The organism is Maribacter spongiicola (assembly GCF_004364165.1).
In the GTDB taxonomy this organism is placed as follows: Bacteria; Bacteroidota; Bacteroidia; order Flavobacteriales; family Flavobacteriaceae; genus Maribacter; species Maribacter spongiicola.
Genome location: NZ_SOAY01000011.1, coordinates 766,575 through 791,883 on the forward strand (window position 1 = coordinate 766,575; position 25,309 = coordinate 791,883).

Consider the following 25,309-nt stretch of genomic DNA (forward strand, 5'->3'; position numbering starts at 1 on the left):
TGAACCTTGTGTCCCCAGATACCTTTGTACTGTAATTAATACAGAACGAATAGCAACCAAAAATAAAATATTATGGACTACAAGAACTTTCAAACATTTACAGCAGAACAAAAAGGCGGAATTTTAACAGTTGACATCAACTTCGGACCAGTAAATGTACAGGGACAAGAAATGTTAGCAGATTTAAGCAGCTTATGCTTACGACTAGAGCGTGATAGAAGCGTAAAAGTAGTGGTTTTTGAATCTTCAAATCCGGGGTATTGGGTATGTCATTATGATACCGATTTATTAAAAGATATGTCTACCGAAGCTGTACCAAGAAACGAAGTACAGTTGTTGGATTTACAATCTGTTTTGGAGAGATTAAGCAATGTACCCCAAGCAACCATCGCAAAAATTGAGGGATTTGCAAGAGGTGGCGGACACGAAATGGCATTAGCATTAGATATGCGTTTTGCAGCAAGAGGAAAAGCCAAATTCATGCAAATGGAAGTAGGTATGGGCATTTTACCTTGTGGAGGTGGTGCATCTCGTATGGCTAGACAAGCAGGATTAGGAAAAGCATTAGAAATTATTTTAGGTGCAAGAGATTGGGATGCTGATGAAGCTGAAAAATTTGGAACCATAAATAAAGCCTTAGATGCGGATGAAATTGGTGCTTATGTAGATGCTTTAGCAGAACGAATTTCAAAATTTCCGGCAGAGTCCATTGCAGCATGTAAACGTGCAGTATATGCATCCATAGATTTACCAATAAAAGAAGCATTAAAAGAGGAAGCATACCAATTATTTCAAGCGACAAGTAAAACTCCGGCAGTAAAACGTTTCCAATATGCAGATGATAACGGAGCACAATTTGACCATAACAACCAAAAGAATTGGGAACAAATGGTAATGGATATTCAAGAAGTGAATTAAGGCGATGAGCGCCATACGCTTTGCGCATAGCGCTTTTCAGTTTTTGCGTAGAGCGTCTAGCGCACAGCGAAAAACGAAAAACCAACAACGAACAACCAACAACGAACAACCAACAACGAACAACCAACAACCAACAACGAACAACAAACAACGAACAACCAACAACAATTAAAAATTAACAAAATAAAAGAAGATAGAAATGAAAGCAATGTTACTAAGTGAATACGGAGAAAGCGCAAATTTCGAAGTATTAGAAATAGCAAAACCAGCAATAAAAGCAAATCACGTATTGGTGAAAATAGCAGCGTCAAGTGTCAATACTATTGATATGATGATTAAGAATATGGGGTCAGATTTACCATTATCGCCTGCTGCACCAGCCTTATTAGGTATGGATTTCTCAGGAACAGTAGAAGCTGTTGGAGAAGGGGTAGAGGGATATAAAGTTGGCGATGAAGTATACGGTTGTGCTGGCGGATTAGCAGATTTACCTGGTACATTAACAGAATACATTGTTGCCGATAGGAGTTTAATTGGTCACAAACCAAAAGACTTGACTATGCGTGAAACTGCAGCTTTACCTTTAGTTGCAATTACAGCTTATGAAGGGTTGACAAGAGCAGGCGTAAAAGCAGGACAAAAAATATTAATACACGGAGGTTCTGGTGGTGTTGGTCACTTAGCGGTACAATTGGCGAAATACTTTGGAGCAGAAGTTTATGCAACAGGAACAGGCGACAAACAAAAAGCGATTATTGAGAAATTTGGAGCAACCTTTATTGATTTTACTATAGAAAAAGCAGCAGATTACACAGCAAAATACACCGATGGTGGTTTTGATGTTGTTTTTGATACTGTTGGTGGTCCAAACCTGACTAACTCTATGGAAGCAGTTGCCTTAAACGGACACATTTCTACTACAGTTTCCTTGTTGGAAATCGATTTAACTCCGTTGCACTTTAAAGGAGCGTCATTACACGTGGTCTTTATGTTGATCCCGATGTTACATAACTTCAAAAGAGAAAAACACGGTAGTATTTTAGAAAAATTAGCTGAAATTTCTAACGAAGGTCATTTAACCCCGATTGTAGATGAAAATCAATTTTCATTAGAACAAGTCGGCGATGCTTATGCACACTTAGCTAGTGGTACAGCCATTGGTAAAGTTGTGGTTGAAAACTAATAATAGATAATAAATATGCAGTAGGATTAGAGTTGCACGCTCTAAACATGCCGATTAATATGTTTTGTTGAATGCCCCAGAAATGGGGCATTTTTTTGCTTTAAAATAAAACCTTGAAATTTACCTAAACAACCGTTTTTACTACCAAAAAATTACTGGTGTCTCATACTACCTTTGTTATCAGAATAAGTAAACAAAACCAAAAATACTTTTAAAGAGGTTTTGGTAAAAAACAAATATATCATGAAAACAATAACAAATATTAATGCACTCGCACAAGCTCGTGCGCTTACACTACCAACTCGCGAAGCTTCACTAAATCGTGATCCTTCTGTGTCACAATTTTGGAATAGTAACCGAGAGTTACTTGAAAATGCATGGAGCGAATGGGAAATAGAAAACAAAGACAGTTTATTAATTCCTGATGAAACGCTACTTGACCCAAAATTGAGAAAAGCGATAAACGATGCTTGGGAAAATCCAGAAAAAGAAAACGCTGTAGCTGATTTATGGGAAGAGATTATCCCTGGAGTATATTCTGCTCAGTTTTTTGATTTAGAACGCTTAGCAGAGTTTCGCAAGTATTTAGAGGCTACTGTAAATTCTGAAATCCCTAGACGTGCACCTTATGGTATTCAATTGAATCGTCATGGCGTTATGCTAGATCCGCGATCAGAAGGTCACCTTGCAGCACCTAATTTTCAGGCATTTTACAACGAAATCATGGATCGTTATATGCGTCCAATCGCTCGTTTGTTATTGGGTACTTATGGTTATGACAATCAGACATTTGGATTCTCTATTCAGTACAATCCAGATAAAGACAAAGATTTACATGCCCATACGGATGCTTCGGCTGCTACCTTGAATATCAATATCAACTTACCTGATGAAGGATTTACAGGTTCACAAGTGGATTTTCACGATACAACTACAAGAAAGGTTGTTCAAACTATCTTTGAACCAGGAAAAGCAATAATTCACACTGGGAAAGTACCACATGCTACACACCCAATTACTAGCGGACAACGTAGTAACTTAGTAGTGTGGCTATACGGAGACCGTATGCAAATACCGCGAGGTGGTGCAAGTAGCTATGGTAGTGTTGATAATTCAGCCGCTAAAGTTGTTACAACGGAAAACGTAACCGCTCGCGAGCGTTGGAGTATACCAAATAGCCCTAAGGATTCCTTTGCACCGTTTTAATAAAGAACAGAAGTCAGAATTTTGGCAGAACATTTTCTGCCAAAATTCCATTTAGAATATTCAAAAGTTTAAAAAAATGAAACATATAGTAATTACAGGAAGTACAGATGGTATAGGAAAACTATTAGCGCTTCGCTTAGCTAAAGAAGGTCATTTCGTGGGCGTTCATGGTAGAACTGAAGCTAAGTTAAAAGCTACTGTAACCGAAATCAAAGCAGAATCAAAGAATGAAAATGTAGTAGGTTTTTTAGCAGATTTCTCAAACTTGTCAGAAGTAAAAAGAATGGCAAAAGAATTTGCTGAAAAAATGCCAAAAATTGATGTTTTGGTGAATAATGCAGGTATTTTTAAAGTCAAAACGGATACTGCTTCGAACGGAGTAGATGTTCGTTTAGTCGTGAATTATTTAGCGCCATATCAATTTACAAATGCGGTATTACCGTTATTGAAAAAAGCCGATGCACCTAGAATTGTAAATCTTAGTTCTGCGGCACAATCTCCTGTTTCTTTAAATGCGCTGCAAGGCGGTATGAGTTTAGGAGCGAATGATGCGTATGCGCAAAGCAAATTAGCCTTAACGATATGGAGTTTTGATTTGGCAAAAAAAGAACCTAGTATTTTGGTTGTTGCAGTCAATCCCGGTTCGTTATTGAATACAAAAATGGCTAATGAAGCTTATGGTCAACATTGGTCTCCCGCAGAAAAAGGTGTAGCTATTTTGTATGATTTAAGTATGACAGCAAAAGCAAAAACAAGCGCCTATTTTGATAATGACAAAGGCGATTATGCACAAGCACACCCAGATGCATATGACGCTAAAAAGATTGAAGAATTACTTTCATTGACTAATACATTGGTTTAAATAATATGGCTTGTTATTTTTTGATGGTACCTTTGAATTAGGAATATTTTCAAATTTTAACTTTCACTATTAAAAACCGATAAATGAAGATTGTAGTTAGAACGTTAATTGTATTTATAGTATTATTAACCGTGATTTCTTGCCGTTATAAAAATGAGGTTAAAGAAACCAAAACCAATCTAAAATTGCGTTTTATAGATGAATATGTTTTGCCAGATGAAACTACATTTGAGAACACTAGAGTAGGGGGATTATCGGGTATTGATTATGCAAATGGAACCTGGTATGCTATTAGTGATGATAGCGATTTTCCTCGATTTTATAGCGTCAATATTTCTTATGACATCAACGGGTTTGATTCGGTTACGATAAAATCTGTTACTCATTTCAAAGATTCTATTGGCGAAGTTATACCTAAAGGAATAGTGGACCCTGAATCTATTCGATATGATAATGGTGCTTTTATTTGGACAAGTGAAGGAAACATAAAAGATGGATTAAAACCTTTTGTACAAATAGCTGATTCTAGCGGAATGTTTGTAAATGAGTTTACACTAGCAAATCGATATTTGCCCAATTCAGACTTAAATTTTGGACCACACCACAACGGAGTCTTCGAAGGCATTACATTGAGTTTTGATAAAAAGGGATACTGGGTTGCGATGGAATTACCATTAAAAGAAGATGGAGAAGAACCTACTTTAGAAGAAACAGATTCCCCCGTAAGAATAGCTTTTATAAATAAAGAAACAGGGCATTTCGAGAAGGAGATAGTATATGAATTGGACAAAGTTGCTCGCCCAGCAACTGACGGAGCTACTTTTGAATTGAATGGTATCGTAGAGATTTTAGAATATGAAAAAAATAAGTTTTTTGTTTTAGAACGGTCTTATGCTATGGGATAACCTGACGGAGGTAATACCGTTAAAATTTACGATGTAGATGCAAGCAAAGCAACCGATGTAAGTAGTTTTAATAGCTTAAAAGGTGAGCACTATACCAAAGTAACAAAGAAGCTTTTATTCAATTTTGAGGATATTAGAAAGGAATTAACCAACGGTATTGTCGACAATATTGAAGGTATCAATTTTGGTCCTGATTTTGAAAATGGAAATCGCTCATTAGTCGTTGTAGCCGATAATAATTTTAGTCTTTATGGTCCTCAGCTGAATCAGTTTATCCTGTTTGAAGTAGAGAAATAAAATTGCAAATAATTTTCAATAAATCATTGAAAACTTAATATTGCAATTAGACTATAATATGCTATATAATTCATTAATAAGCTAAGATTAATTTAAAGTTTTCTCTTCTTTTCTTATATTCTAATAATTCACAAAAGATTCAAAATAAACTTGGAATTTCAGTAAGAAATCAAGTTCTTGCGCGATTAAATTTTGCTTAAAATAATGAATGATTTAACTACCTTTTCTATTGCTGTTTTTACTGGTTTTTTCGCCATTACAAACCCAATATCTAACATGACCGTTTTTCTTTCTTTGACGCAAGGTGCAGATGAGAAAACCAAAGCTGACATTAATAAAAGAGCAAATATTATTGCCTTCATTATTGTATTAGTTTTTGTTCTTTTAGGAAAATATATTTTCGAACTATTTAATATTAGTATTCCTGCATTTAAGATTACCGGCGGTATTTTAATATTCTACATAGGTTTTGACATGCTTCAATCAAAACAGTCTAATGTAAAGAATATTAAACACGTAAATATTGATGAGAATATTGCGGTGTCGCCTCTTGCGATACCTATTTTGGCTGGTCCGGGTACAATTGTTACAGCAATGAACTTTGTTTCAAATGCACAACCTATTCATATTACTATAGTAATTGCAATTTTTGCTTTTATGAGTTTACTAACTTACCTTACTTTTAGATTAAGTAATTTAATTGTTAGACTAGTAGGCTACAATGTTATTTCGGTTATCGGTAAAATTATGGGTTTGATCATAGCCATTATTGGTACCGGTATGATTATAGAAGGAATAAAAATTTCTTTTAATCTGGTTACTAATTAATTACCAATACCAATAACTACTTATTTTCCTTAATTTAACGGAACATGAAGAAAGTCCTAATTTTATTTGCTCATCCTAAGTACGAAAAATCTAGAGCGAATATGGTTTTAGTAAATCATATAAAAAATAAAGAGGGCGTTACTTTTCATGACTTGTATGAAGAGTATCCAGATTTTAATATAGATGTTCCGTTCGAGAAAAAATTATTAGAAGAGCATGATGTTATTATATGGCATCACCCTATGTATTGGTACAGTTGTCCGCCGTTATTAAAACAATGGATCGATATGGTACTGGAATTTAATTGGGCTTACGGACCAAATGGAAAGGCTTTATCTTCTAAAATCTGCTTAAACGCTATCACCACTGGTGGTAGTAAAGAATTATATTGTACACAAGGAACAAATAGCTATACCATAACAGAATTTTTAAGACCCTTTGAGCAAACCGCAAATTTATGTTTAATGAACTATCACAAACCTTTTACCGTGATGGGAACTTATAAATTAACAGATGATGAATTAGAGGTTTATGGTGCTGAATACAGTTCGCTCATAGACAAGCTAAAAAATTAAAACCAATAACTTCATTACCACAGTAATGTCTAAAAACACATTACAAATAAACCAACCAATATGACCGGCAGCTTATTATTTGATGCAATTGTTTTCTTGTTAGGAGCAATTATTTGTGTTTCTATTGCGAAAAAATTAGGACTCAGCTCTGTTATTGGCTACTTAATGGCAGGGGTAATCATCGGACCTTATGTTTTAGGTTTTATTGGTGAGGAAGGTCAAGATATTCTTCATTTTGCTGAATTCGGGGTGGTGGTAATGCTGTTCTTAATCGGATTGGAAATTGAGCCTAAGAATTTCTGGAATATGCGAAAGACTATTGCTGGTTTAGGCGGGCTACAGGTGGGTGGAACCATGGTGGTATCATATCTCTTTTTTATATTATTAGATTTTGATTGGAAAGTAGCTTTGGTTATTTCTATGGCAGTAGCGTTATCATCTACTGCAATTGCCATGCAGACCATAAATGAAAAAGGATTGATGGATACTACCTTTGGTAATTCTGCCTTTTCTATCCTATTATTCCAAGATATCATCGTCATCTTCATGTTGGGTGCTATTCCGTTACTTTCGAATACAGATGTGGCGGCAACTACCGATGCACATGAGGCAAGTAGCAACCTTTTAGATGGTTTACCTATGGGCTATCAAACACTCGCCATTATTCTTTCTGTTGCATTAATTATTGGTGCAGGCCAGTATTTAATAGTACCGATGTTAAGAAAGGTAGCACAGACTGGGGTACGAGAACTATTAATTGCTTCTGCGCTATTAATAGTGTTCAGTATTTCTTTTTTAATGGAATATGTAGGGCTATCACCTGCTTTAGGAGCATTCTTAGGTGGCGTAGTGCTATCTAATAGTGAATATAAACATGAGCTAGAAAGTACCTTGGAACCTTTTAAAAACCTGCTTTTAGGATTATTTTTTATTGCCGTTGGCGCTTCTATAAACTTTGTGGTTATTGCCAAAATGCCGTTTACTATCGGCGGAATTTTAATTGCCGTAATCTTAATTAAAGCATTGGTTTTATTTGTTATAGGTACAATATTTAAAATGAAGCTTGACCAAAAATTATTACTGACCTTCGGCTTGGCGCAAATTGGGGAATTTGCTTTCGTACTTCTTTCATTTGCTTTTCAATTAAATATTCTAGAACAAGAAGAAATGGATATTTTATTGGTAATTACAGCATTAACAATGTCGTTAACACCTATTATAAGTATCATTAACGAACGATTAATTCTACCTAAAATTGGAACAAAAGAATCTATTAAAAGACCAATGGATCACATTGCTAAATCGCAAAATGTTATTCTTGTCGGCTTCGGTCATTTTGGTAGTACGGTTGGTCGTTTTCTAAGATCTCATGGTATAGAAGCCACTATTCTAGATCAAGATTCTAACCGTGTTGACTTTCTTCGTAAAATGGGGTTTGAGGTGTATTACGGCGACGCCACACGTATAGATCTATTAGAATCTGCAGGTATTGCACAAGCTAAAATATTAATATGCGCAATTGACAACCCTAGTGTTACCAAAGAAATTACAAAAATGGTAAAAGAAAAGTACCCGCATGTTGAACTCATGATTCGTGCTCAAAATCGGTATGATGCCTATGAATATTTGAATATGGGCTTCGAGAATATTTATAGAGAATCTCTAGACACCTCTTTATCATTGGCCAAAGATGTATTAAGCAAGCTTGGCTTTAGAAAATATACCTTAAACCAACAGGTACAGAATTTCATTAAATATGATGAAACAAGTTTAAGGAGATTGGCCGCTGAACCAAAAGGTGAAGAGAATTATATTTTTAAAGCTCGTAAAGAATTAGAAGAGCAGCAAAGATTGTTAGAAGAAGATTTCAAAAGAGGCATTGTTGAATATGATAATCATTGGGATAGTGAATCTATTAGAAAAGTCTTGGAGAACCAACAAGATGATAATCCGACTTCTAACTGATTCCAATTTTTATCTCTAAATAATAAGTTTTTAACTTCTATAGAATCCCTAGATTCATAGATAAAATTTACCTACCCGTCGATTTCTAATTTAATTATAGGGCAGTAGATTAAACCATTATTTAATTCATATGTCAAAGTATTGAACGCAAAAAAGTTTAACCTTTTAAATTCAATATAATGATAACAAATACTAAAACATACGTAGTACTAGGTTTATTTCTAATAGCTTTTGCTTTACCTAGCACAGCACAAACACGTAAAAGAACAGCAACAAAAACAATAACTACGAGAACTACCACTGTTACCAAAACACCCGGAAGAGTTTCTAGTAAGAAAGTTCAATATAGAACTCCTACTAAAAAAGTAGTGTCGGTTAGAAATGTACCAAACAGAAGTGTTGTTAAACATAATGGTCAGAATTACTACTACGCTAATAATAGGTATTACACGCAATCTCGAGGTAGATATATTGCTATTGCACCTAGGGTTGGCTTTAGAATAAATAGCTTACCTCCAAATTATGCAAGAATCAATTTCAACAATCATTTATACTTTAATGTTGGTGGTACCTTCTACGTAGAATCAAATGCCGGGTATGAAGTGGTAGATCCTGAAATAGGAACTATTGTTTACGAATTACCAGAGGGATATGAAAAAGTAACTATAGACGGTTTAACATATTATGAGTATTCTAATATACTTTATGAAAAAGTACAATTAGATGGTTCCAGAGCTTATGAAGTGGTTGGGATCATTGAAATGGAATAACATATAATTTAGTTTTGAAAATGAAAAGGCTTACGAATTTCATCGTAAGCCTTTTTTATTGTAATCTATAAAACATGATATTGGTTAGGTTCAAGAAAAACCGAATTACTTACTTTTACATTGGTCACTAGAATACATTTCTAAATTTATTAAACATTTTAAGATGCCTTCAATTAATCAATTTGTTATAGTTTTTGCACTTCTCTTTTTAGGCACTGTTGGTTTTTCAGATAAAGATGTAGCGCATATAAAAAATACATTTTACTTTGATATTATACATAAAGATAACGTGATTGGTAGTTTAAAGGCATCAAAGAGTATTAAAGATTCTAAAGTTCATTACCAAAGTGTTACTACTATAAACACAAGGGTTATCAAAGAAATAGATGTAAATTATTTATATAATGTTACCTATGAAAATGATAAATTAAAAAGGGCAAACGTACTTATAGATGTTAATGATAAACCCTATGCAGATATTCTTACCAATTGGGAAATAGATTATTACCAAATATCCAAGAATGACAAAAATGAGTTAGTGATAGAGGAGGATATCAACTACGCCACTATATTGCTATATTTTGATGAACCTATAAATGTCAACAGATGTTATTCTGAACAAGACGGAAGTTTTAACATTATCATACCTTTAGGCAATCATACCTATAAAAAGATAAATTCTAAAAATCATGAGAATATTTACCACTATAAAAATGGTTTTTTAGAAAATGCAGAAATTAATGGAGGATTAATAAAATTTGGCATTATTGCTCAAAAATGATTTTTTTAAAAGGTAATAAGAACATAAATTATGATGAATACCGGATTAGTACTATCAGGCGGAGGTATTAGGGGAGTAGCCCATATAGGTGTAATCAAAGCCTTAGAGGAACATGGTATTTATGCAACTCATATATCTGGCACAAGTGCAGGTGCTGTTGTTGGCGCCTTATATGCCGGTGGTGTAAAATGGGAAGATATTTTAGAGTTCTTTAAAGTAATCCCTATTTTTCATGCCAAGAAATTCGCTCGTAATAAACCCGGATTTTTAGACACCGAGAAGTTTTACGATGAGTTTAAAAAATTCTTTCCTCATGATTCTTTTGAATCATTACCTAAAGAATTATTTATTACGGCTACCGATATTATTAAAGGCGAATTAAAGATTTTTTACAAAGGAGAATTAATTAAACCTGTACTTGCATCTGCAACATTTCCTGGTGTTTTTTCCCCAATTAATATTGATGGATCTTTCTACGTAGATGGTGGTGTGTTAAACAATTTTCCTATTGAACCTTTAAAAACATCATGCGACAAAATAATCGGCAGCTATGTAAATGCTCTGAAGGGAATTAAAATAAAGGACTTAAAACATTCTTATAATGTACTGGAGAGAGCCTATAAAATAAAATCTGCCTCTGAATCTATTGCTAAATTTTCAGAATGTGAACTGATTATATCACCAGAAGAGCTTTGTGAATATGCTACATTTGATATGAAATCTATAGATCCCATTTTTGATATTGGCTACAATAGCACTATTGACGAACTAAGGAAACAGGGATATTCAAAACAATAATAAAGCTTATTTTATAACTTCACATGACTAGCACGTTCCATGAAATAATCTTCAAAACGTTGTAATTTTGGATGCATCTTTTCAGAGTATATCACATACTGGCATTTCATAATACTCTGTGCAACCGTGATCATTGCGGTATAATCTGATTTTTGAATTAAAAAATCACCATCATCTATACTGCAAATCTTTAATTGTGAAGTACTTACCCCATTTAATAAAAACAACTTGTGTAGGGTAGTAGGGGTAGTGATCAATACATCTATACCTTCGAAAATTTCAGACTTTTGAATATCAATATGTAATTCTTTATAACTAGCATATAGTCTAACATCGGTATATTTAGTGTATTCAAAAAACTTGTCATAAAGTTCCAATACTTTTTCTTTATTCTCCACAACAACTACAGCTCTTGGTGCATTGCCTGCTGCTTTGCATTTTAATTTTTGTAATGTGGTCAATATTAAAGTGGTTGTTTTACCACTATCTTTTGGAACGGTACAATATACATTAGCTCCACTTTTTACAACAGGTATACTTTGCTTCTGAAATGAAGAAGGTTCTGTAATTGAATGATATTCTAATCGTTCTAATAAGTGTGGATTCAATTTTTTAAATGACATACTGCTACATTAACTAATTAAATATATTGTAATAATACAAAGATACAGCCTACAAATGGGCAATCATTATTATAACTCCGTATTTTCCTATTGCCTTTAATAAATTCAATATTTTAAGAGTATAGAATAAGAAAAACACCTAGCATTATACCTGCCAACGGCACTAATTTTTTACGCTTATTCTGCTCCTTAAAGATGAATCCGCCAACAACAACTGCTATTAGTATCTGACTTCTTTTTATAGCAGATAATAGCATAATCAATGCATCTGGATCTTGTAACGCTTTAAAATAGAAATAGTCTGCCGTTTGCAATAATATACCCACCATTGGTATGGTCCATCGCCATTTGAAAGAGCCTTTTAAATTGGAATTTGTAGAACGTGTAATAAGAACTAACATACCAATGATTAACATGGTATAGGTACAAAACCAAAACTGAAGGGTAGGAGGGTTTAACGCTAAACTTTGAATCAAGAACTTATCGTACAAACCACTTGAAGCCCCTAAAAAGGTGGCTCCTATAATGGCAAATATCCACTTATTGTTCTTAAAATTTATACCTTCTTTTTTTCCGATTTTAGAATATAGAAAAACAGAAAATATAATTAGAAAGAAGCCGATCCATTGCAAAAAATTAGGGCGCTCTTGATATATTAAAATTGCACCGATAAAAGTGAAAAACGGACCAGCAGAACGAATTGGTGTTACAATAGTAATTGGTAAGTGCTTCAACGCTTGATATGCCAATACCCATGATGAAGCCATAATCATTGCCTTTATAAATATAAAACCGTGTGTCTTCAATGAAATATCCGATACAAATAAATCGATAGACTGAAATTCCTCCGGATAGTATTTAGAACCCAAAAACAAGGGTAAAAACAATAAAAAACCAGTTATCAGAGTGCCTAGCAAAACAGAGAAAGCATCATTACCTTGTACGGCATGTTTCTTACATAAGTTGTGTAATCCTAAAAAAAGCGCTGCTAAAAGTCCGAGGTACATCCACATAATGCGCGCGAAGATATTGGTTTTTAGCTATTCTGCCTTCTAGAATTCAAAATCAAATTCTATTTGTAATTGGCACAGGCGTACATAAAAAAGGGCTGTCTAAAATTAGACAGCCCTTTAATAAATAATCTATTTAGCTTAGTAAGCCATTTTCACAATCTTCTGTGCATCTTCTGGCATTAAAGCTTGACGCTCACCTAATTTCCATCCGCGGTCTGTAAAACGTTTTGAAATTTCTTCGGCAGTACCTTCATACTCTTTAGTGTAATCAGATAACTTAGTATCGATGCCTAATTCATGAAAGAATTCCTCGGTCTTTTCAATGGCAGCATATGCTTTGTCATCGATACTACCTTCGGTAATATTCCAAACACGTTCCCCGTACTGTGCTAATTTTTCTTTTTTAGCTTCAAAATTGTACTTGTAGTGACTTGGTGCAATTACAGCCAATGTACGTGCGTGGTCAATACCGAATAATGCGGTTAACTCATGACCCATCATATGTACTGCCCAGTCTCCCGGAACTCCTTTTTGAATTAATCCGTTTAAAGCCATAGTACAGCTCCACATAAAATCTGCAGCTGGTTTATAGTCCGTTGGATCTTTTAATACTTTTGGTGCCACTTCAATTAGCGTTTGCAAAATACTTTCTGCAAATCTATCTTGTAACAATGCATCTATCGGGTACGTCATGTACTGCTCTAGAACATGTGTAAAAGCATCTGTAATTCCGTTTGCCAATTGACGCTCAGGAATAGATTTTATTACCTGTGGGTCTAGTATAGAAAATTCAGGGAATAATCCTGGTCCGCCCATTGCTAGTTTTTCCTTAGTCTCTGCTCTTGTGATCACCGATCCAGAATTCATTTCTGATCCTGTTGCCGGTAAAGTTAGAACGGTACCAAAAGGCATCCCTTTTTTAGTTCTAATGTTTTCCGTTAGAATATCCCATGGGGTATCTCCATCATATACCGCTGCGGCAGATAAAAATTTAGTTCCGTCAATTACAGAACCACCACCAACTGCTAATAAATAGTTGATTTTTTCATCTTTTATAACCTGTAGCGCCTCCATCAATATCGCGTACTCTGGGTTGGCAGGTATACCACCGAACTCGATTACTTCAATACCAGACAATGCAGTTTTAACTTGATCGTAGATTCCGTTTTTCTTAATACTACCACCACCGTAAAGCATTAATACTTTGGCATCTTCAGGTATTTCTTTATTTAATTTTTCTATCGTATCCTTACCAAAAATAATTTTAGTGGGATTTTTAAACTCAAAATTGTTCATTTTCTTTTTCTTTTAATTTTTATTCTTCACTTGCATTAATGACCGCTTATTCAATAACAGTTACCAATTCTTCCATTGGTTTTCTAACCTTCACTAAATTCACCAACCAGTCTTCACTTTCATTTCTATACCCTAATGGTAACAGTACTGCACTGCGTAATCCTTTTTCGCGTAAGCCTAAAATTTTGTCTACAGCAGCTGGATCAAAACCTTCTATAGGTGTAGCATCTACTTCTTCAAATGCCGCAGCAGCAATCGATTGAGAAAAAGCGATGTATGCTTGCTTTGCAGCGTGATTAAAGTTTTCTTCAGGATCTCTCTGCGGATACATATCTAACAACATTTTACGGTAATTTTCCCATCCTTCGTTTTTAAAACCACGAATTTCATTGGTTAAATCGAACATATAGTTGATTCTATCCTCTGTATAATTATCCCAAGCTGCAAAAACCAATAAGTGAGAGCAATCCGTAATCATAGACTGGTTCCAAGCTACTGGTCTAATCTGTTCTTTAATATCTTGATTTTTAACCACTATAATTTCAAATGGTTGCAAACCACTAGAGGTAGGAGCAAGGCGGGCAGCCTCTAAAATACGTTCTACTTTATCTTCTGCTACTTTTTCGCCGTTCATTGCCTTAGCAGCATATCTCCAGTTTAATTTATCTAATAATTCCATTTTAATCTTTCTATTTTAAGTTGCGTTTTGCTAATTGTTCTATATCGTTCGATGTAATAATAACATCGGTATTACTTGTTGTATTTGCTAAATTCAACATTGCCTGAGCAATGCTTTCTGCATTGATAATTTTATATTTTTTAAGCGGACCAATAAATAACGGCTGAATGGCTTTAAATACTAACAATCCTATTTTTTCTAATATCCTTTGCTCTTCTCTTTCACCTCCAATTAATGACGGTCTTAAAATTGAAGTGTTTGGTATGCCTTGGTTGACAACATCTTGTTCCATTTCTCCTTTAGTTCTATTATAGAACACACTACTTTTTTTATTCGCACCCATTGCAGACACTACTAAATAAGTAGGGATACCGTTTTCTTTCGCTAATTTCGCTGCAGCTACTGGTATACCATAATCAATGTTCTTATACATTGCTTTATCTGGAGTCTTCTTTGCTGTCGTACCTATACAACAATACACTTCGTCCGCTGTAAAATCATTTTTAAACTGATATAGCTCTAATAAATTGCCTATATATTGATGTACTTTATTGGGCAATCCGTCTATTCGTGATCTTGAAAATAGTTTTATGGTGTCATACCTATCATCTGCTATTAATTTTTCTAATAATAACCCACCAGTTAAGCCAGAAGCTCCTAAAATAATTGCCGTCTTTTTCATATTAGTTACAAACTTTTATACTACTCCATGCTGCTTGGTATGCTTGCTCTAATTCTTCTTCATCCATTTTTACAGAACCACGAACTTGAGTAATCATAAGAAAGGAAAGTGGATTAATTGAATACGCATACAACATGTAATCTGACAAAGGCTTTATGACTCCTTCTTTTTTGCCACGTGCCCATAAATCGAGTAGGGGTTGTAAATGCTTAATGCCCTCTTGTCTGCTTTCTTCATCGATCATAGGGGTATTATCGCATTGTGCAAGAAACATGGCGTTAGCACTTTCTTTAAGTTTAAACTCCGCAATACGTTTCCAAATCACTTCAAAACCTTCTTCAACCGACATGGTCTCGTTATAAGTTGCAAATGCATACGCCGTGTAGCTCGCCTTAACTTCTATATAGGTTTTGTTTACTAAATCTTGCTTGTTTTCAAAATAAAGATATATGGTCGCTGGTGAGACACTTGCCATTTTTGCAATCTTGCTCATGGGTGTCGCATGAAAACCGTCATTGTTTACCAACTCTATGGTGGCATTTATCAGTGCGTTTCTTTTGTCTATACTTTTTTGAAGTGCTGCCATTTTTATTATATCAGAGTACAAAGATATAATAAATGAACGTTCATTCTTTTTTATTAACAGAAATTTAATTTCTCATATCATTTGGAATAAAAAACAGAATATCCTCATATATTCTAAGAACTTCCTATGACAGCCTTATGCTATAATTCAGTAAATTTAAAATATTTAATAAAGGTAGTTCCCGCGTTACTTTTTTATTACCTGTTCAAGTACCGATATTTAGGCAATTAAAACAGCCATTGATATGTATAAAATTCTCTCTTTAGATGGCGGCGGAAGCTGGGCTATTATTCAACTACTAACCCTTAAAGACAGATACGGAAATATTAATGGACATCAGATTCTACAAAAATTCGATTTAGTAATTGCCAATTCTGGCGGAAGCATTGTTTTAGCAGCTCTTGCCGAAAACTATACTCTAGATAAAGCAATTTCCTTATTTAAGGAACAGAAAAATAGAGAACTCATATTCCATAAAAACACGTTTAAAGATCGTTATTTTCCGGTGGATTATTTGGGACTATTCAATGCCGGATTCGGACCAAAATATAGCGCTACCAAAAAGAAAGAGGCTTTTGAAAATCTGTTCCCTGAAATTGATAAAATGCAGATGGATGAACTGCCAACTCTTATTGGCAAAGAATCACTAAAAATAGTGGTTGCTACCTATGATGCCTTAAATAACCGAGCTAAATTCTTTAAATCATTCACAACAAATCCTGATTCGTATGATTCTGTTAGACTTACTCAGGCTATCAACGGATCATCTAATGCGCCTGTTCAATATTTCGATTTCCCGGCACGGTTTAAAGCGAAACAAAGTGAAATATATTATGAGTTATGGGATGGCGCTTTGGGTGGATTCAACAACCCCATTTTAGCAGGAATCATTGAAGCTTACAAACTCGGTGTAGATTTAAAAACGATTCAGATTATATCGCTTGGCACCAGTAATTCTTTAATGTCAGCAGATGCGAAGAAAGATTTTTGGGATTGGAAACAGATTGCATTAATCTTTAGAAGAAAGAAATTTGCCTTCTCTAAATGGAAACCGCAGTTCAACTTTTTTAAAGAAACAGTAATTCATCAAGCTAAAACTATTTTATACCAACCCCCAGATACCGCCAACTATATCGCCATGATGTTTTTAAAGGTGGCTACGGGTAAATTACTTAACGAGCAAATTATACGCTTATCGCCATTAATTCATTTCGACTCGAATACACCTAAAGAGGTAGTACCCTTGGTTCATGAATTATATCAATTAGATATGGACCTCACTAAAGATGAAGAAATTGAAACACTTATTAATTGTTTTAACGCATGGAAAGCCGGACAACTTTACAACCAGCCCATAGAGTTTAAAGTAGAGCGTAATAATGATTTAACGCTCTTACAAGGTGATAAGTTTTATAAAATCGGAATGAATAGATGGAGAAATTTGGATGGAACCAAATAAAAATTTGAAAATTGGTAAACAAGATTGCTCAATTACAATTATTAAGTTAAATTTAACAAAATAGATATTTTTAATACAACTATTGTATTAAAAATTTGGAACAATTATTTTAAACACTATATTTTTATGAAGAACACTTTACAAAAAACAGGTAAATTTTTAGCTATGGGATGCGCTATGAGTGCATTTTTTATGACTTCTTGTACAGAAGAAAAAATAGATTCTGAAATTGAAACTACGCAAGAAATCAAAACGCTAGAAATTGCTTTAAAAGCCCCCAATAGTACCCCAATAATCATTGATGACTTAGGTATTACAAATTTGGAAACAGCCAAATCTAGCAATGCAGAGAAAGGTCGTTACAATATTACCTTAAAGTATTTATTACCCCCTACCGAAAGGCAAGTGGAAGTTTTTGAAGCTGCTGCAGCAAGATGGGAACGTATAATCATCAAAGATGTACCAGATGTTGCTGGTCCAATACCTTCAGCTTTCGCAGGTTTTCCAGATATTGATGCTATTGATGATTTGGTTATCGAAGTAGCGTTAGCCCCAATAGATGGTCCAGGTGGTATTTTAGGTCAAGCAGGTCCTCAATTTGTTAGAACCGAAGATTTCTTATCATTAACAGGTGTAATGTTCTTTGATGTTGAAGATTTAGATTTTCTTGAAGAAATTGATTTGTTCGAGGAAGTTATTGTTCACGAAATGGGTCACGTTTTAGGCGTAGGTACGCTTTGGAACACGGTACCTTTCGGTTTTGACAGAACCCTAAGAGCAGGACCAGACAGTAACCCCTACTTTACAGGTAAAAAAGCTAACGTATTCTGGAATGCTGAAGGTGGAACTAATGAGTTACCTATTGAAAACATGGGTGGTCCAGGTACTGCTTTAGGTCATTGGAGAGAAGCTACCCTAAATAATGAACTTATGACTGGCTTCTTAAACCTTGGAGAAAACCCATTAAGTAGAATAACTGCTGGATCAATGAGAGATCTTGGGTACGGTTCTGCTTCTGTTGGCGAGTCTTATGATTTACCTCGTGGTACAGAAGGTGTGGATATTAATGATCTTGGTGATTTTGGTACTGCTGAAAATCAAGGTTTAAATATTGCTAAAATGGAAGAATTAGTTCCGTTGAGAGGTTTTGTAAACGTTAAAAAATAATACTCATGTGCATCTAAGGTTATCATAAACCTAATACCGTGTAACATTTTAAAGCTTGCATCATTTAAATATGGTGCAAGCTTTTTTTAATCTTTAAATTAACTTTAAGTATAGAGTCAATGTACTTTAATCTTAAGCTTTGGCCTATATAATAGTTGCGTTATGAAACTGTACCTATCTTTGCCAAAAATTATTTTATGTCAAGCACGTTTTCAGATTTAGGAATTTCTAACGATTTACAAAAAAGTCTAGAAGAATTACAGATTACCGCACCCACAGATATTCAGAAGAAATGTATTCCTGTTATTCTTAATCAAAAAGATGACCTTGTTGCCTTAGCAAAAACCGGAACCGGAAAAACCGCTGCATTGGGCTTGCCTTTATTACAATTGGTGAATACTAAAAGTACGACCGTACAAGCTGTTATTTTAGCCCCAACAAGAGAATTGGCGCAACAGATACATGCTAACCTGATTTCGTATGCAAAACATAGTCCTGCGATATCAATCGCTGCAGTTTGTGGTGGTATACCCATAAAACCTCAAATAGAACGTTTAAAAGAAGCTACTCATATTGTAGTAGCTACACCTGGTCGATTGGTAGATTTGGTGAAACGTGAGGCTATAGATATTAAAAAACTAAAGTATTTGGTTTTAGATGAAGCCGATGAAATGGTTACAGCCTTAAAAGAAGATTTAGATACTATAATAGAAGCCATACCAAAGGCTAGACGTACATTATTATTTACCGCTACCATGTCTGGAGCAATAAAACAGTTGGTTCAAAATTACATGTCTAAACATGTAGTACATGTTGAGGCAGATATGTCTACTCTTGGTCATCAAGGAATTGATCATAAATATGTGGTTGTAGAGCCCATTGAAAAGTTAGATGTGCTTATGCATTTTTTAAATACAAAAGAAGGGCAGCGCGGTATCATTTTCTGTAAAACGAAAGCGGCAGTCAATAAGCTGGCGAAAAACCTAGCTATAAATAAATTTTCATCGGGAGCTTTACACGGTAGTTTATCTCAAGGTATTCGTGATCGTATAATGGGTCAGTTTAGAGAAGGTCATATCGATATATTAGTGGCAACCGATTTAGCTGCGCGTGGTATCGATGTAAAAGAACTTGGTTACGTAGTTAATTATCATTTACCTGATACTTACGATGCCTATGTTCACCGAAGCGGAAGAACAGCTAGAGCAGGGGAGAAGGGACTTTCATTGACTATTCTTCAAAAAGAAGAAGTTGCCGAAGTTTTCGATTTTGAAAAAGAATTAGGTATTTCTTTCTCGAAATACCAAAAGGCAGATGCACAGAGTATCGAAGAGAACAACACCTTACTTTGGGCTAAAAAAATCTTTAAAACCAAGCCTAATCGCGAAGTGTCTGAAGAATTTAAAACTAAGGTAAGAACCATTTTTCATCACTTAACGAAAGAAGAATTGGTAGAGAAAATATTGGCGAACCATATAGCACAAACTGCTAGTTTACATATGAAGTCAGAAGAGCCGAAAAGAAAAAAATAATTATAATTAGTAATCTTCATCGTTTACAACACCTTACTGCATAAAAAAGCCGACTACATAAGTCGGCTTTTTTAATTTCTAAAGATTTGTGATCTACAAATATGCTTTCAACATTTCGTTTTGAGACTTGTTACGCAATTTACGTACAGCCTTTTCTCTAAGCTGTCTAACACGCTCTCTAGTCAAATCGAAAAGTTCTCCGATTTCACTTAAACTTTTAGGGTGACTCTCACCGATGCCATAATAGAGCTTGATTATTTCGCTTTCTCTACTAGGCAGGGTATTTAATGCTTGATTAAGATCTGTTTTGAGGGAATCCATCATCATACCGGCATCTGGTCTGTTTGCATCTTTAGAGCTTACAACATCATATAAATTTGATGACTCTCCCTCTTGAAAAGGTGCATCCATAGATAAGTGTTTGCCTGAATTTTTTAAAGCGAGCTTTACTTGCGTACCACTCATATCTAGTTCTCTAGCTATTTCGGTTGTACTTGGTGGTCTTTGTAAAGATTGTTCTAAAGAAGAATAAACCTTATTAATTTTACTGATTTCCCCGATTTTATTCAGTGGAATACGTACCATACGCGATTGCTCAGAGATTGATGATAGTATTGATTGTCTGATCCACCAAACAGCATATGATATAAATTTAAAACCTCTGGTTTCGTCAAAACGTTTTGCGGCTTTTACCAAACCGATATTTCCTTCGTTGATTAAATCTGAAAGTCGTAATCCGCTACCTTGATATTGTTTTGCCGTAGAAACTACAAAACGTAGGTTGGCGTTTACTAAGGTATTTAGGGCAATTTGATCTCCTTCACGTATTCTTCTAGTTAGCTCCACTTCTTCATCTGCGGTAATCAAATCAATTTTTGATATTTCTTGAAAGTACTTTTCTAATGATTTAGTGTCTCTGTTTGTAATTTGCTTAGTGATCTTCAGTTGCCTCATATATTATTTTTGTTTTTATCGTTGTTATAATTTAAGCTATTTTTTGATGAAATCCTAATGAATTTTAATATTTATTGATATTATTTTAATGATTTCTTAATATCACTTAAATAAATATAATTATTTCTAAGAAAATGATATGATATTGTCAAATCTATAATACATAGGCATAGTATAACTGTTTAACTCAGAAACCCTGAAGACCTAAAGATTTTTCTGATGCTTTAATCTAGTGCTGTTGCAATGTGAAGTTCTCATCACTTTACAGGAATAAACAACATTTGTTTTGTAGCCTTTAGCTATTTTATTACAATTACTTAAAAACGAATACTAATTGAATGTTATTAATCACCCATTAAGAGTTCAGGTAAAAACAGGGTTATTTCTGGAAATAGGGTAACTACAATCAACACTAAAAAGCTAATGCCTAAATAAGGTAAATTGGCTATGCTTACTTTCTCTAAAGGTACTTTCCCTATACCAGATGCTACAAATAAACAAACCCCTAGAGGAGGTGTCGTTAAACCAATAATTAAATTCAATAGTGCAATAATTGCAAAGTGAATTGGATCTACATCAACACTTATAGCAATTTTTAATAAAATTGGAAATAGAATAAGTAGTGCCGCTATCGTCTCCATAAAGGTACCCACAAGTATCAAGAGAATATTTATAAGTAGAAGCACTACATATTTATTATCCGAAAAACCCAAAATCATATTAGATATTTCATGAGGTACTTTTTCTGAAACCAATATATAACCAAACAAGTTAGCAAAACCGATAAGGACCATTAGACTCGCAGACGTTTTCATGGCATCAATAATAATTGCCATGGTTCTTTTAAAATTCAATTTCTTGTACACAAATGCGCCTACCACAAAGGCATAAAGTACTGCTATAATTGAGGCTTCAGTTGGCGTAAATACACCGCCTATTATTCCGAAAAGAATAATAAAAGTCATTAATAACGACCAAAAGGTATCTATGAATCCTCTAAAAATTTCCTGTAAAGAACTACGCTCGTGTTTGGGATAATTTCTTTTTTTAGCGATGTAATAGGTAAGTATCAACATTGCCACACCCAATAACAAACCCGGTATAGCACCTGCTAAAAACAATTTACCGACAGACAGACCACTTAAGGTTGCGGCTATAATCATTGGTACACTTGGTGGTATAATTGGACCAACGGTAGAGGAAGATGCGGTAACCGCACAAGCAAAGTCTGCATCATAACCTTCTTTTTTCATAGCGGGTATCATCACTGACCCTATGCTTGCCGTATCTGAAATAGCTGTACCAGAAATACCTGCAAACAGCATAGAAGATCCAATATTTGCCAATGCAAGCCCACCAGGAACATGACCTATTAAATGATTACAGAATCTAATGATCTTTGCAGTTAGCCCACCTTGGTTCATTAAATTACCTGCTATAATAAACCCTGGTATACTTAACAAAACAAAAACATCTATACCAGAATACATTTTCATGGGCATTACAATCAAATCTGTCCCATTAAATATCAAAAATACCATACATGATATACCAAGCGAAAATGCTATTGGAAATCGTAATAGTAGGCACACAACAAAAACCACAAAAAGAATAGTAATCATAAGCTCGATATTAAATTTTTGGTTTTTGATCTAATAGATGTACTAAAATGGAAAGTCCCATGATGGCTATTCCTGAAAATGATATGGCCATTTTATATTTTAAACTTGGTGATTTTTCTATTAACCCCAACATTAAAAAATCTATAGCGTAATAGGTAAATAGAACAATGAATATAACAGTTACACCCCAAACAAAATAAGTAAGCCGTTTTTGTAAACGAGGTTTTAGTTTTTGAGCCAAGAAACCGAAATCGACGTAATAAGAACCCCTAACCGCTAAACCGGCCGCAAAGGCAATAGCATAAATAAAAGCTACCCTAGCTGCTTCTTCTGACCAAGAAGGCGCTTTAACCATAAAAAATCTACCATATATTTGAATTAATGTAATCCCTATAAATAATAAAGTACTGGTAATTGTACCCCATATCATTAATTTTCTAAAAGCTTTAAATAGTGATTTCAAGGCAAATCTTCTTTAACTGAATTATATATAATCTGCATTTCTGGCGAAAGAATATCATACATGGTGGTACCACATTTTTGTACAAATGCTTCGTTGTCAACATCAACAAAAATCATCCCTTTAGCTTCTAATTCTTCTCGTATTTTCTTTTCATTTTCTAGAAACAAGGTTTGATGATAATCAATCATCTCTTTTGATGTTTTTAAAAATATCTTTTGTAAATCTTTCGGAAGCTTATTAAATGATTTCTCTCCAATAACCGGGTAGGTCCAGCTTACTACATGGTTGGTGAGGTTAACGTATTTTTGAACTTCATAAAATCCTGATACTTTGATTAGTGCTAATGGATTTTCTTGTGCATCTATAGTGCCTTGTTGTAATGAAGTAAATACTTCTGAAAATGCCATAGGAGTTGTTTTTGCGCCCAAGGCATCCCATGCGGTTACAAAAGATGGCACATTGGGCACTCTCAAAATTAATCCCTGTAAATCATCTGGATGTTTTATTGGTCTATTAGAAGTAAGTTGGCGAACACCTGCCTGAAAATAACCAAGTGGTATTAAGCCTGTGGTTTCTTGCATTTCTTGAGATATACGTTTACCCAAAGGTCCATTCATTAATATTTCAACGTCATCTGGACTCTTTAATAAAAAAGGCAACTCGCAAAATGTCATAATTTCTGTCCAGTTACTAAGTAATGAACTGGTAGTGGTCATATCTAGAACGCCCGTCTGAATCATTCGTATAGCCTCTACTTCTTTAGCCAATTGTTCAGAAGGAAAAGTTTCTAATTGTAAGCGACCATTAGATTCTGCTTTTAAGCGTTCTCCGAAAAATATAAATGCTTTATGCCAAGAGTGATCTTCGCTTACTAAAAGACTTGCTTTTAAAACAAAGTTGTTTTGGTCGTTTGTTTTGCAGCCTAAAAAACATATTAGAAGACATGAAAAATAAATAATCCGAAACTTTTTACGAACCATAAAATCAGCTGAATTATTTAAATATTTAGGATTCTAAGATACAAAGATTAAAACTTTAAAAGCCAACCATTTTTCAAATTCACTACTTATAATCAAATTGTTACATATTTATTTTATTGTATTAAATACACTTTAAAATATTTCTTATCTATATTTATAGTGCAATGCCACGAGGCATTCGAAAGGAAATTGTAGTAAAATCTATTAATTAACTATACAAGGTATTATCATGCGAGATAACATGTTCTTTTACCTTGTTTTGAAACTCTTGTGGAGTCTGTTCTGCGTGTTGTTTAAAGAATCGACTAAAATAGGAATGATCTTTAAAATCTAGGTTATACGCAATTTCCTTTATCGTACTCTCACTATGAATAATCTGTCTTTTGGCTTCTAGAATTAATCGATCATGAATTAATTGTACTCCGGTTTTATCTAGCTTTTCTTTCAATATCTGATTCAATCGCTTTGCACTAATACCCAATTGCTCTGCATAGAACTTGGCATTACGCTCTTCCTTATAATTATTTTCAAGCAAAAGCATGAACTCATAAACGCGCTTTTCATTTATATCCTGTAAGGTAAAATGTTGTTCTTTTAAATGTATCAACTTCAATAAAAACACCTTTAACAATGCTTTTATCATAATTAGGTTTACAGTCTCTTTGTTGTAATCATCTTTCAATAATTGTAATACGGTCGCCAGTCCTTTACTGGTTTCTTCATTTACTTGTAAACAAGAAAACTCTCCTTGTATATTGAACATTCTAAAAACATCTAACAAAAACTCTTTTAGATCGCCTTCTAATAATTCTTGTTTAAAAGAAATTAGCACTCCGTTTTTACCTGCTTTATTCAATTGATGAACCCGGTGTGGGGGAATCAAATAGATCCAATCTCCTTTTAAAGTTTGAAAATCATGTTGTGGTACATGAAGAGCATCCTCATCAACCAACCATACAATTTCATAGAAATCTCTTCTAGCAGGGTCGTTTAAATAGGATGGGGGACAGTTACCTAAATCTTTAATGTATAAAACCTTATCACTCAGCATAATTCTATTTTTTAAACACTTTAAAAGTTGATTTTAGAAATTACAAGTTAAAACTTCATCATTTCCAAAATGTACCACAAAAATAGGAAATAACACCAATGGTTTTTACGCTTT

At 34.2% G+C, this 25,309-nt stretch carries 25 protein-coding genes and 1 pseudogene; 15 read left to right on the plus strand and 11 right to left on the minus strand.

The genetic code is table 11. From position 1 onward, the window contains the following. The first annotated feature begins 72 nt into the window (after positions 1 to 72). From CLV90_RS11625 to CLV90_RS11680, 12 genes and pseudogenes are all read left to right on the plus strand, one after another. Positions 73 to 918: an enoyl-CoA hydratase/isomerase family protein gene (locus tag CLV90_RS11625; RefSeq protein ID WP_133687641.1), complete on the plus strand. Its 846-nt coding sequence runs from the start codon at positions 73 to 75 to the stop codon at positions 916 to 918. Between the two features lie 4 nt (positions 919 to 922). After that, a complete protein-coding gene (locus CLV90_RS19280; RefSeq protein WP_166638573.1) occupies positions 923 to 1,090 on the plus strand; it encodes a hypothetical protein in 168 nt (55 codons plus the stop codon). Positions 1,091 to 1,117: 27 nt separating this feature from the next. Beyond that, on the plus strand, positions 1,118 to 2,101 hold the full coding sequence (locus CLV90_RS11630; protein WP_133687642.1) for a zinc-dependent alcohol dehydrogenase family protein: 984 nt from the start codon (positions 1,118 to 1,120) through the stop codon (positions 2,099 to 2,101). A gap of 243 nt (positions 2,102 to 2,344) precedes the next feature. Further along, positions 2,345 to 3,307: a 2OG-Fe(II) oxygenase gene (locus CLV90_RS11635; RefSeq protein ID WP_133687643.1), complete on the plus strand. Its 963-nt coding sequence runs from the start codon at positions 2,345 to 2,347 to the stop codon at positions 3,305 to 3,307. Positions 3,308 to 3,383: 76 nt separating this feature from the next. After that, positions 3,384 to 4,169, plus strand: coding sequence for an SDR family NAD(P)-dependent oxidoreductase (locus tag CLV90_RS11640; RefSeq protein WP_133687644.1), 786 nt, complete (start codon positions 3,384 to 3,386; stop codon positions 4,167 to 4,169). An 83-nt stretch (positions 4,170 to 4,252) separates the two neighbouring features. Next, positions 4,253 to 5,371: pseudogene (locus CLV90_RS11645) on the plus strand (esterase-like activity of phytase family protein). Between the two features lie 204 nt (positions 5,372 to 5,575). Continuing rightward, complete coding sequence (locus CLV90_RS11655; RefSeq protein ID WP_133687646.1) at positions 5,576 to 6,199, plus strand: MarC family protein; 624 nt, start codon at positions 5,576 to 5,578, stop codon at positions 6,197 to 6,199. A gap of 44 nt (positions 6,200 to 6,243) precedes the next feature. Beyond that, the gene (locus CLV90_RS11660; protein WP_133687647.1) at positions 6,244 to 6,774 is read left to right on the plus strand and encodes an NAD(P)H-dependent oxidoreductase; all 531 of its coding nucleotides are present in this window, start codon (positions 6,244 to 6,246) and stop codon (positions 6,772 to 6,774) included. A gap of 60 nt (positions 6,775 to 6,834) precedes the next feature. Then, entirely contained in the window at positions 6,835 to 8,739 is a 1,905-nt protein-coding gene (locus CLV90_RS11665; protein WP_133687648.1) for a monovalent cation:proton antiporter-2 (CPA2) family protein, read from the plus strand. Between the two features lie 179 nt (positions 8,740 to 8,918). Next, positions 8,919 to 9,509 (plus strand): DUF6515 family protein, encoded by a 591-nt coding sequence (locus tag CLV90_RS11670; protein ID WP_133687649.1) that lies wholly within the window; start codon positions 8,919 to 8,921, stop codon positions 9,507 to 9,509. Between the two features lie 163 nt (positions 9,510 to 9,672). Beyond that, positions 9,673 to 10,290 carry a DUF6134 family protein gene (locus tag CLV90_RS11675; protein WP_133687650.1) on the plus strand — a complete coding sequence of 206 codons (618 nt, stop codon included), beginning with the start codon at positions 9,673 to 9,675 and terminating at the stop codon, positions 10,288 to 10,290. A gap of 30 nt (positions 10,291 to 10,320) precedes the next feature. Beyond that, positions 10,321 to 11,088 carry a patatin-like phospholipase family protein gene (locus CLV90_RS11680; RefSeq protein WP_341777689.1) on the plus strand — a complete coding sequence of 256 codons (768 nt, stop codon included), beginning with the start codon at positions 10,321 to 10,323 and terminating at the stop codon, positions 11,086 to 11,088. Between the two features lie 11 nt (positions 11,089 to 11,099). Here CLV90_RS11680 and CLV90_RS11685 read toward each other — a convergent pair whose 3' ends face one another. The 6 genes from CLV90_RS11685 to CLV90_RS11710 form a co-directional block, all read right to left on the minus strand. Continuing rightward, positions 11,100 to 11,711, minus strand: coding sequence for a DEAD/DEAH box helicase (locus CLV90_RS11685; RefSeq protein WP_133687651.1), 612 nt, complete (start codon positions 11,709 to 11,711; stop codon positions 11,100 to 11,102). A gap of 113 nt (positions 11,712 to 11,824) precedes the next feature. Further along, a complete protein-coding gene (locus CLV90_RS11690) occupies positions 11,825 to 12,724 on the minus strand; it encodes an EamA family transporter (RefSeq protein ID WP_133687652.1) in 900 nt (299 codons plus the stop codon). 138 nt (positions 12,725 to 12,862) lie between these two features. Then, positions 12,863 to 14,020, minus strand: coding sequence for an iron-containing alcohol dehydrogenase (locus CLV90_RS11695; RefSeq protein ID WP_133687653.1), 1,158 nt, complete (start codon positions 14,018 to 14,020; stop codon positions 12,863 to 12,865). A 46-nt stretch (positions 14,021 to 14,066) separates the two neighbouring features. After that, positions 14,067 to 14,699 carry an NAD(P)H-dependent oxidoreductase gene (locus CLV90_RS11700; protein ID WP_133687654.1) on the minus strand — a complete coding sequence of 211 codons (633 nt, stop codon included), beginning with the start codon at positions 14,697 to 14,699 and terminating at the stop codon, positions 14,067 to 14,069. Positions 14,700 to 14,709: 10 nt separating this feature from the next. After that, positions 14,710 to 15,381: a Rossmann-fold NAD(P)-binding domain-containing protein gene (locus CLV90_RS11705; RefSeq protein ID WP_133687655.1), complete on the minus strand. Its 672-nt coding sequence runs from the start codon at positions 15,379 to 15,381 to the stop codon at positions 14,710 to 14,712. Position 15,382: 1 nt separating this feature from the next. After that, entirely contained in the window at positions 15,383 to 15,967 is a 585-nt protein-coding gene (locus CLV90_RS11710; protein ID WP_133687656.1) for a TetR/AcrR family transcriptional regulator, read from the minus strand. A gap of 244 nt (positions 15,968 to 16,211) precedes the next feature. On the opposite strand from CLV90_RS11710, the gene CLV90_RS11715 reads away from it, so the two are divergent. The 3 genes from CLV90_RS11715 (at position 16,212) to CLV90_RS11725 (ending at position 20,125) form a co-directional block, all read left to right on the plus strand. Continuing rightward, positions 16,212 to 17,426 carry a patatin-like phospholipase family protein gene (locus CLV90_RS11715; RefSeq protein WP_133687657.1) on the plus strand — a complete coding sequence of 405 codons (1,215 nt, stop codon included), beginning with the start codon at positions 16,212 to 16,214 and terminating at the stop codon, positions 17,424 to 17,426. 126 nt (positions 17,427 to 17,552) lie between these two features. Then, a complete protein-coding gene (locus CLV90_RS11720) occupies positions 17,553 to 18,593 on the plus strand; it encodes a leishmanolysin-related zinc metalloendopeptidase (protein WP_133687658.1) in 1,041 nt (346 codons plus the stop codon). A gap of 197 nt (positions 18,594 to 18,790) precedes the next feature. Beyond that, the gene (locus CLV90_RS11725; RefSeq protein WP_133687659.1) at positions 18,791 to 20,125 is read left to right on the plus strand and encodes a DEAD/DEAH box helicase; all 1,335 of its coding nucleotides are present in this window, start codon (positions 18,791 to 18,793) and stop codon (positions 20,123 to 20,125) included. Between the two features lie 93 nt (positions 20,126 to 20,218). Here CLV90_RS11725 and CLV90_RS11730 read toward each other — a convergent pair whose 3' ends face one another. The 5 genes from CLV90_RS11730 to CLV90_RS11750 all read right to left on the minus strand — a co-directional run bounded on the left by CLV90_RS11730 (position 20,219) and on the right by CLV90_RS11750 (position 25,195). Next, positions 20,219 to 21,079 (minus strand): sigma-70 family RNA polymerase sigma factor, encoded by an 861-nt coding sequence (locus CLV90_RS11730; RefSeq protein ID WP_133687660.1) that lies wholly within the window; start codon positions 21,077 to 21,079, stop codon positions 20,219 to 20,221. 344 nt (positions 21,080 to 21,423) lie between these two features. Then, positions 21,424 to 22,701 carry a TRAP transporter large permease gene (locus tag CLV90_RS11735; protein ID WP_133687661.1) on the minus strand — a complete coding sequence of 426 codons (1,278 nt, stop codon included), beginning with the start codon at positions 22,699 to 22,701 and terminating at the stop codon, positions 21,424 to 21,426. A 10-nt stretch (positions 22,702 to 22,711) separates the two neighbouring features. Further along, positions 22,712 to 23,164 (minus strand): TRAP transporter small permease, encoded by a 453-nt coding sequence (locus CLV90_RS11740; protein ID WP_133687662.1) that lies wholly within the window; start codon positions 23,162 to 23,164, stop codon positions 22,712 to 22,714. Further along, positions 23,161 to 24,144 carry a TRAP transporter substrate-binding protein gene (locus CLV90_RS11745; protein WP_133687663.1) on the minus strand — a complete coding sequence of 328 codons (984 nt, stop codon included), beginning with the start codon at positions 24,142 to 24,144 and terminating at the stop codon, positions 23,161 to 23,163. The genes CLV90_RS11740 and CLV90_RS11745 overlap by 4 nt, the downstream gene beginning before the upstream one ends. Positions 24,145 to 24,352: 208 nt before the next feature. Further along, on the minus strand, positions 24,353 to 25,195 hold the full coding sequence (locus CLV90_RS11750) for a helix-turn-helix domain-containing protein (protein ID WP_133687664.1): 843 nt from the start codon (positions 25,193 to 25,195) through the stop codon (positions 24,353 to 24,355). Between the last annotated feature and the right edge of the window lie 114 nt (positions 25,196 to 25,309).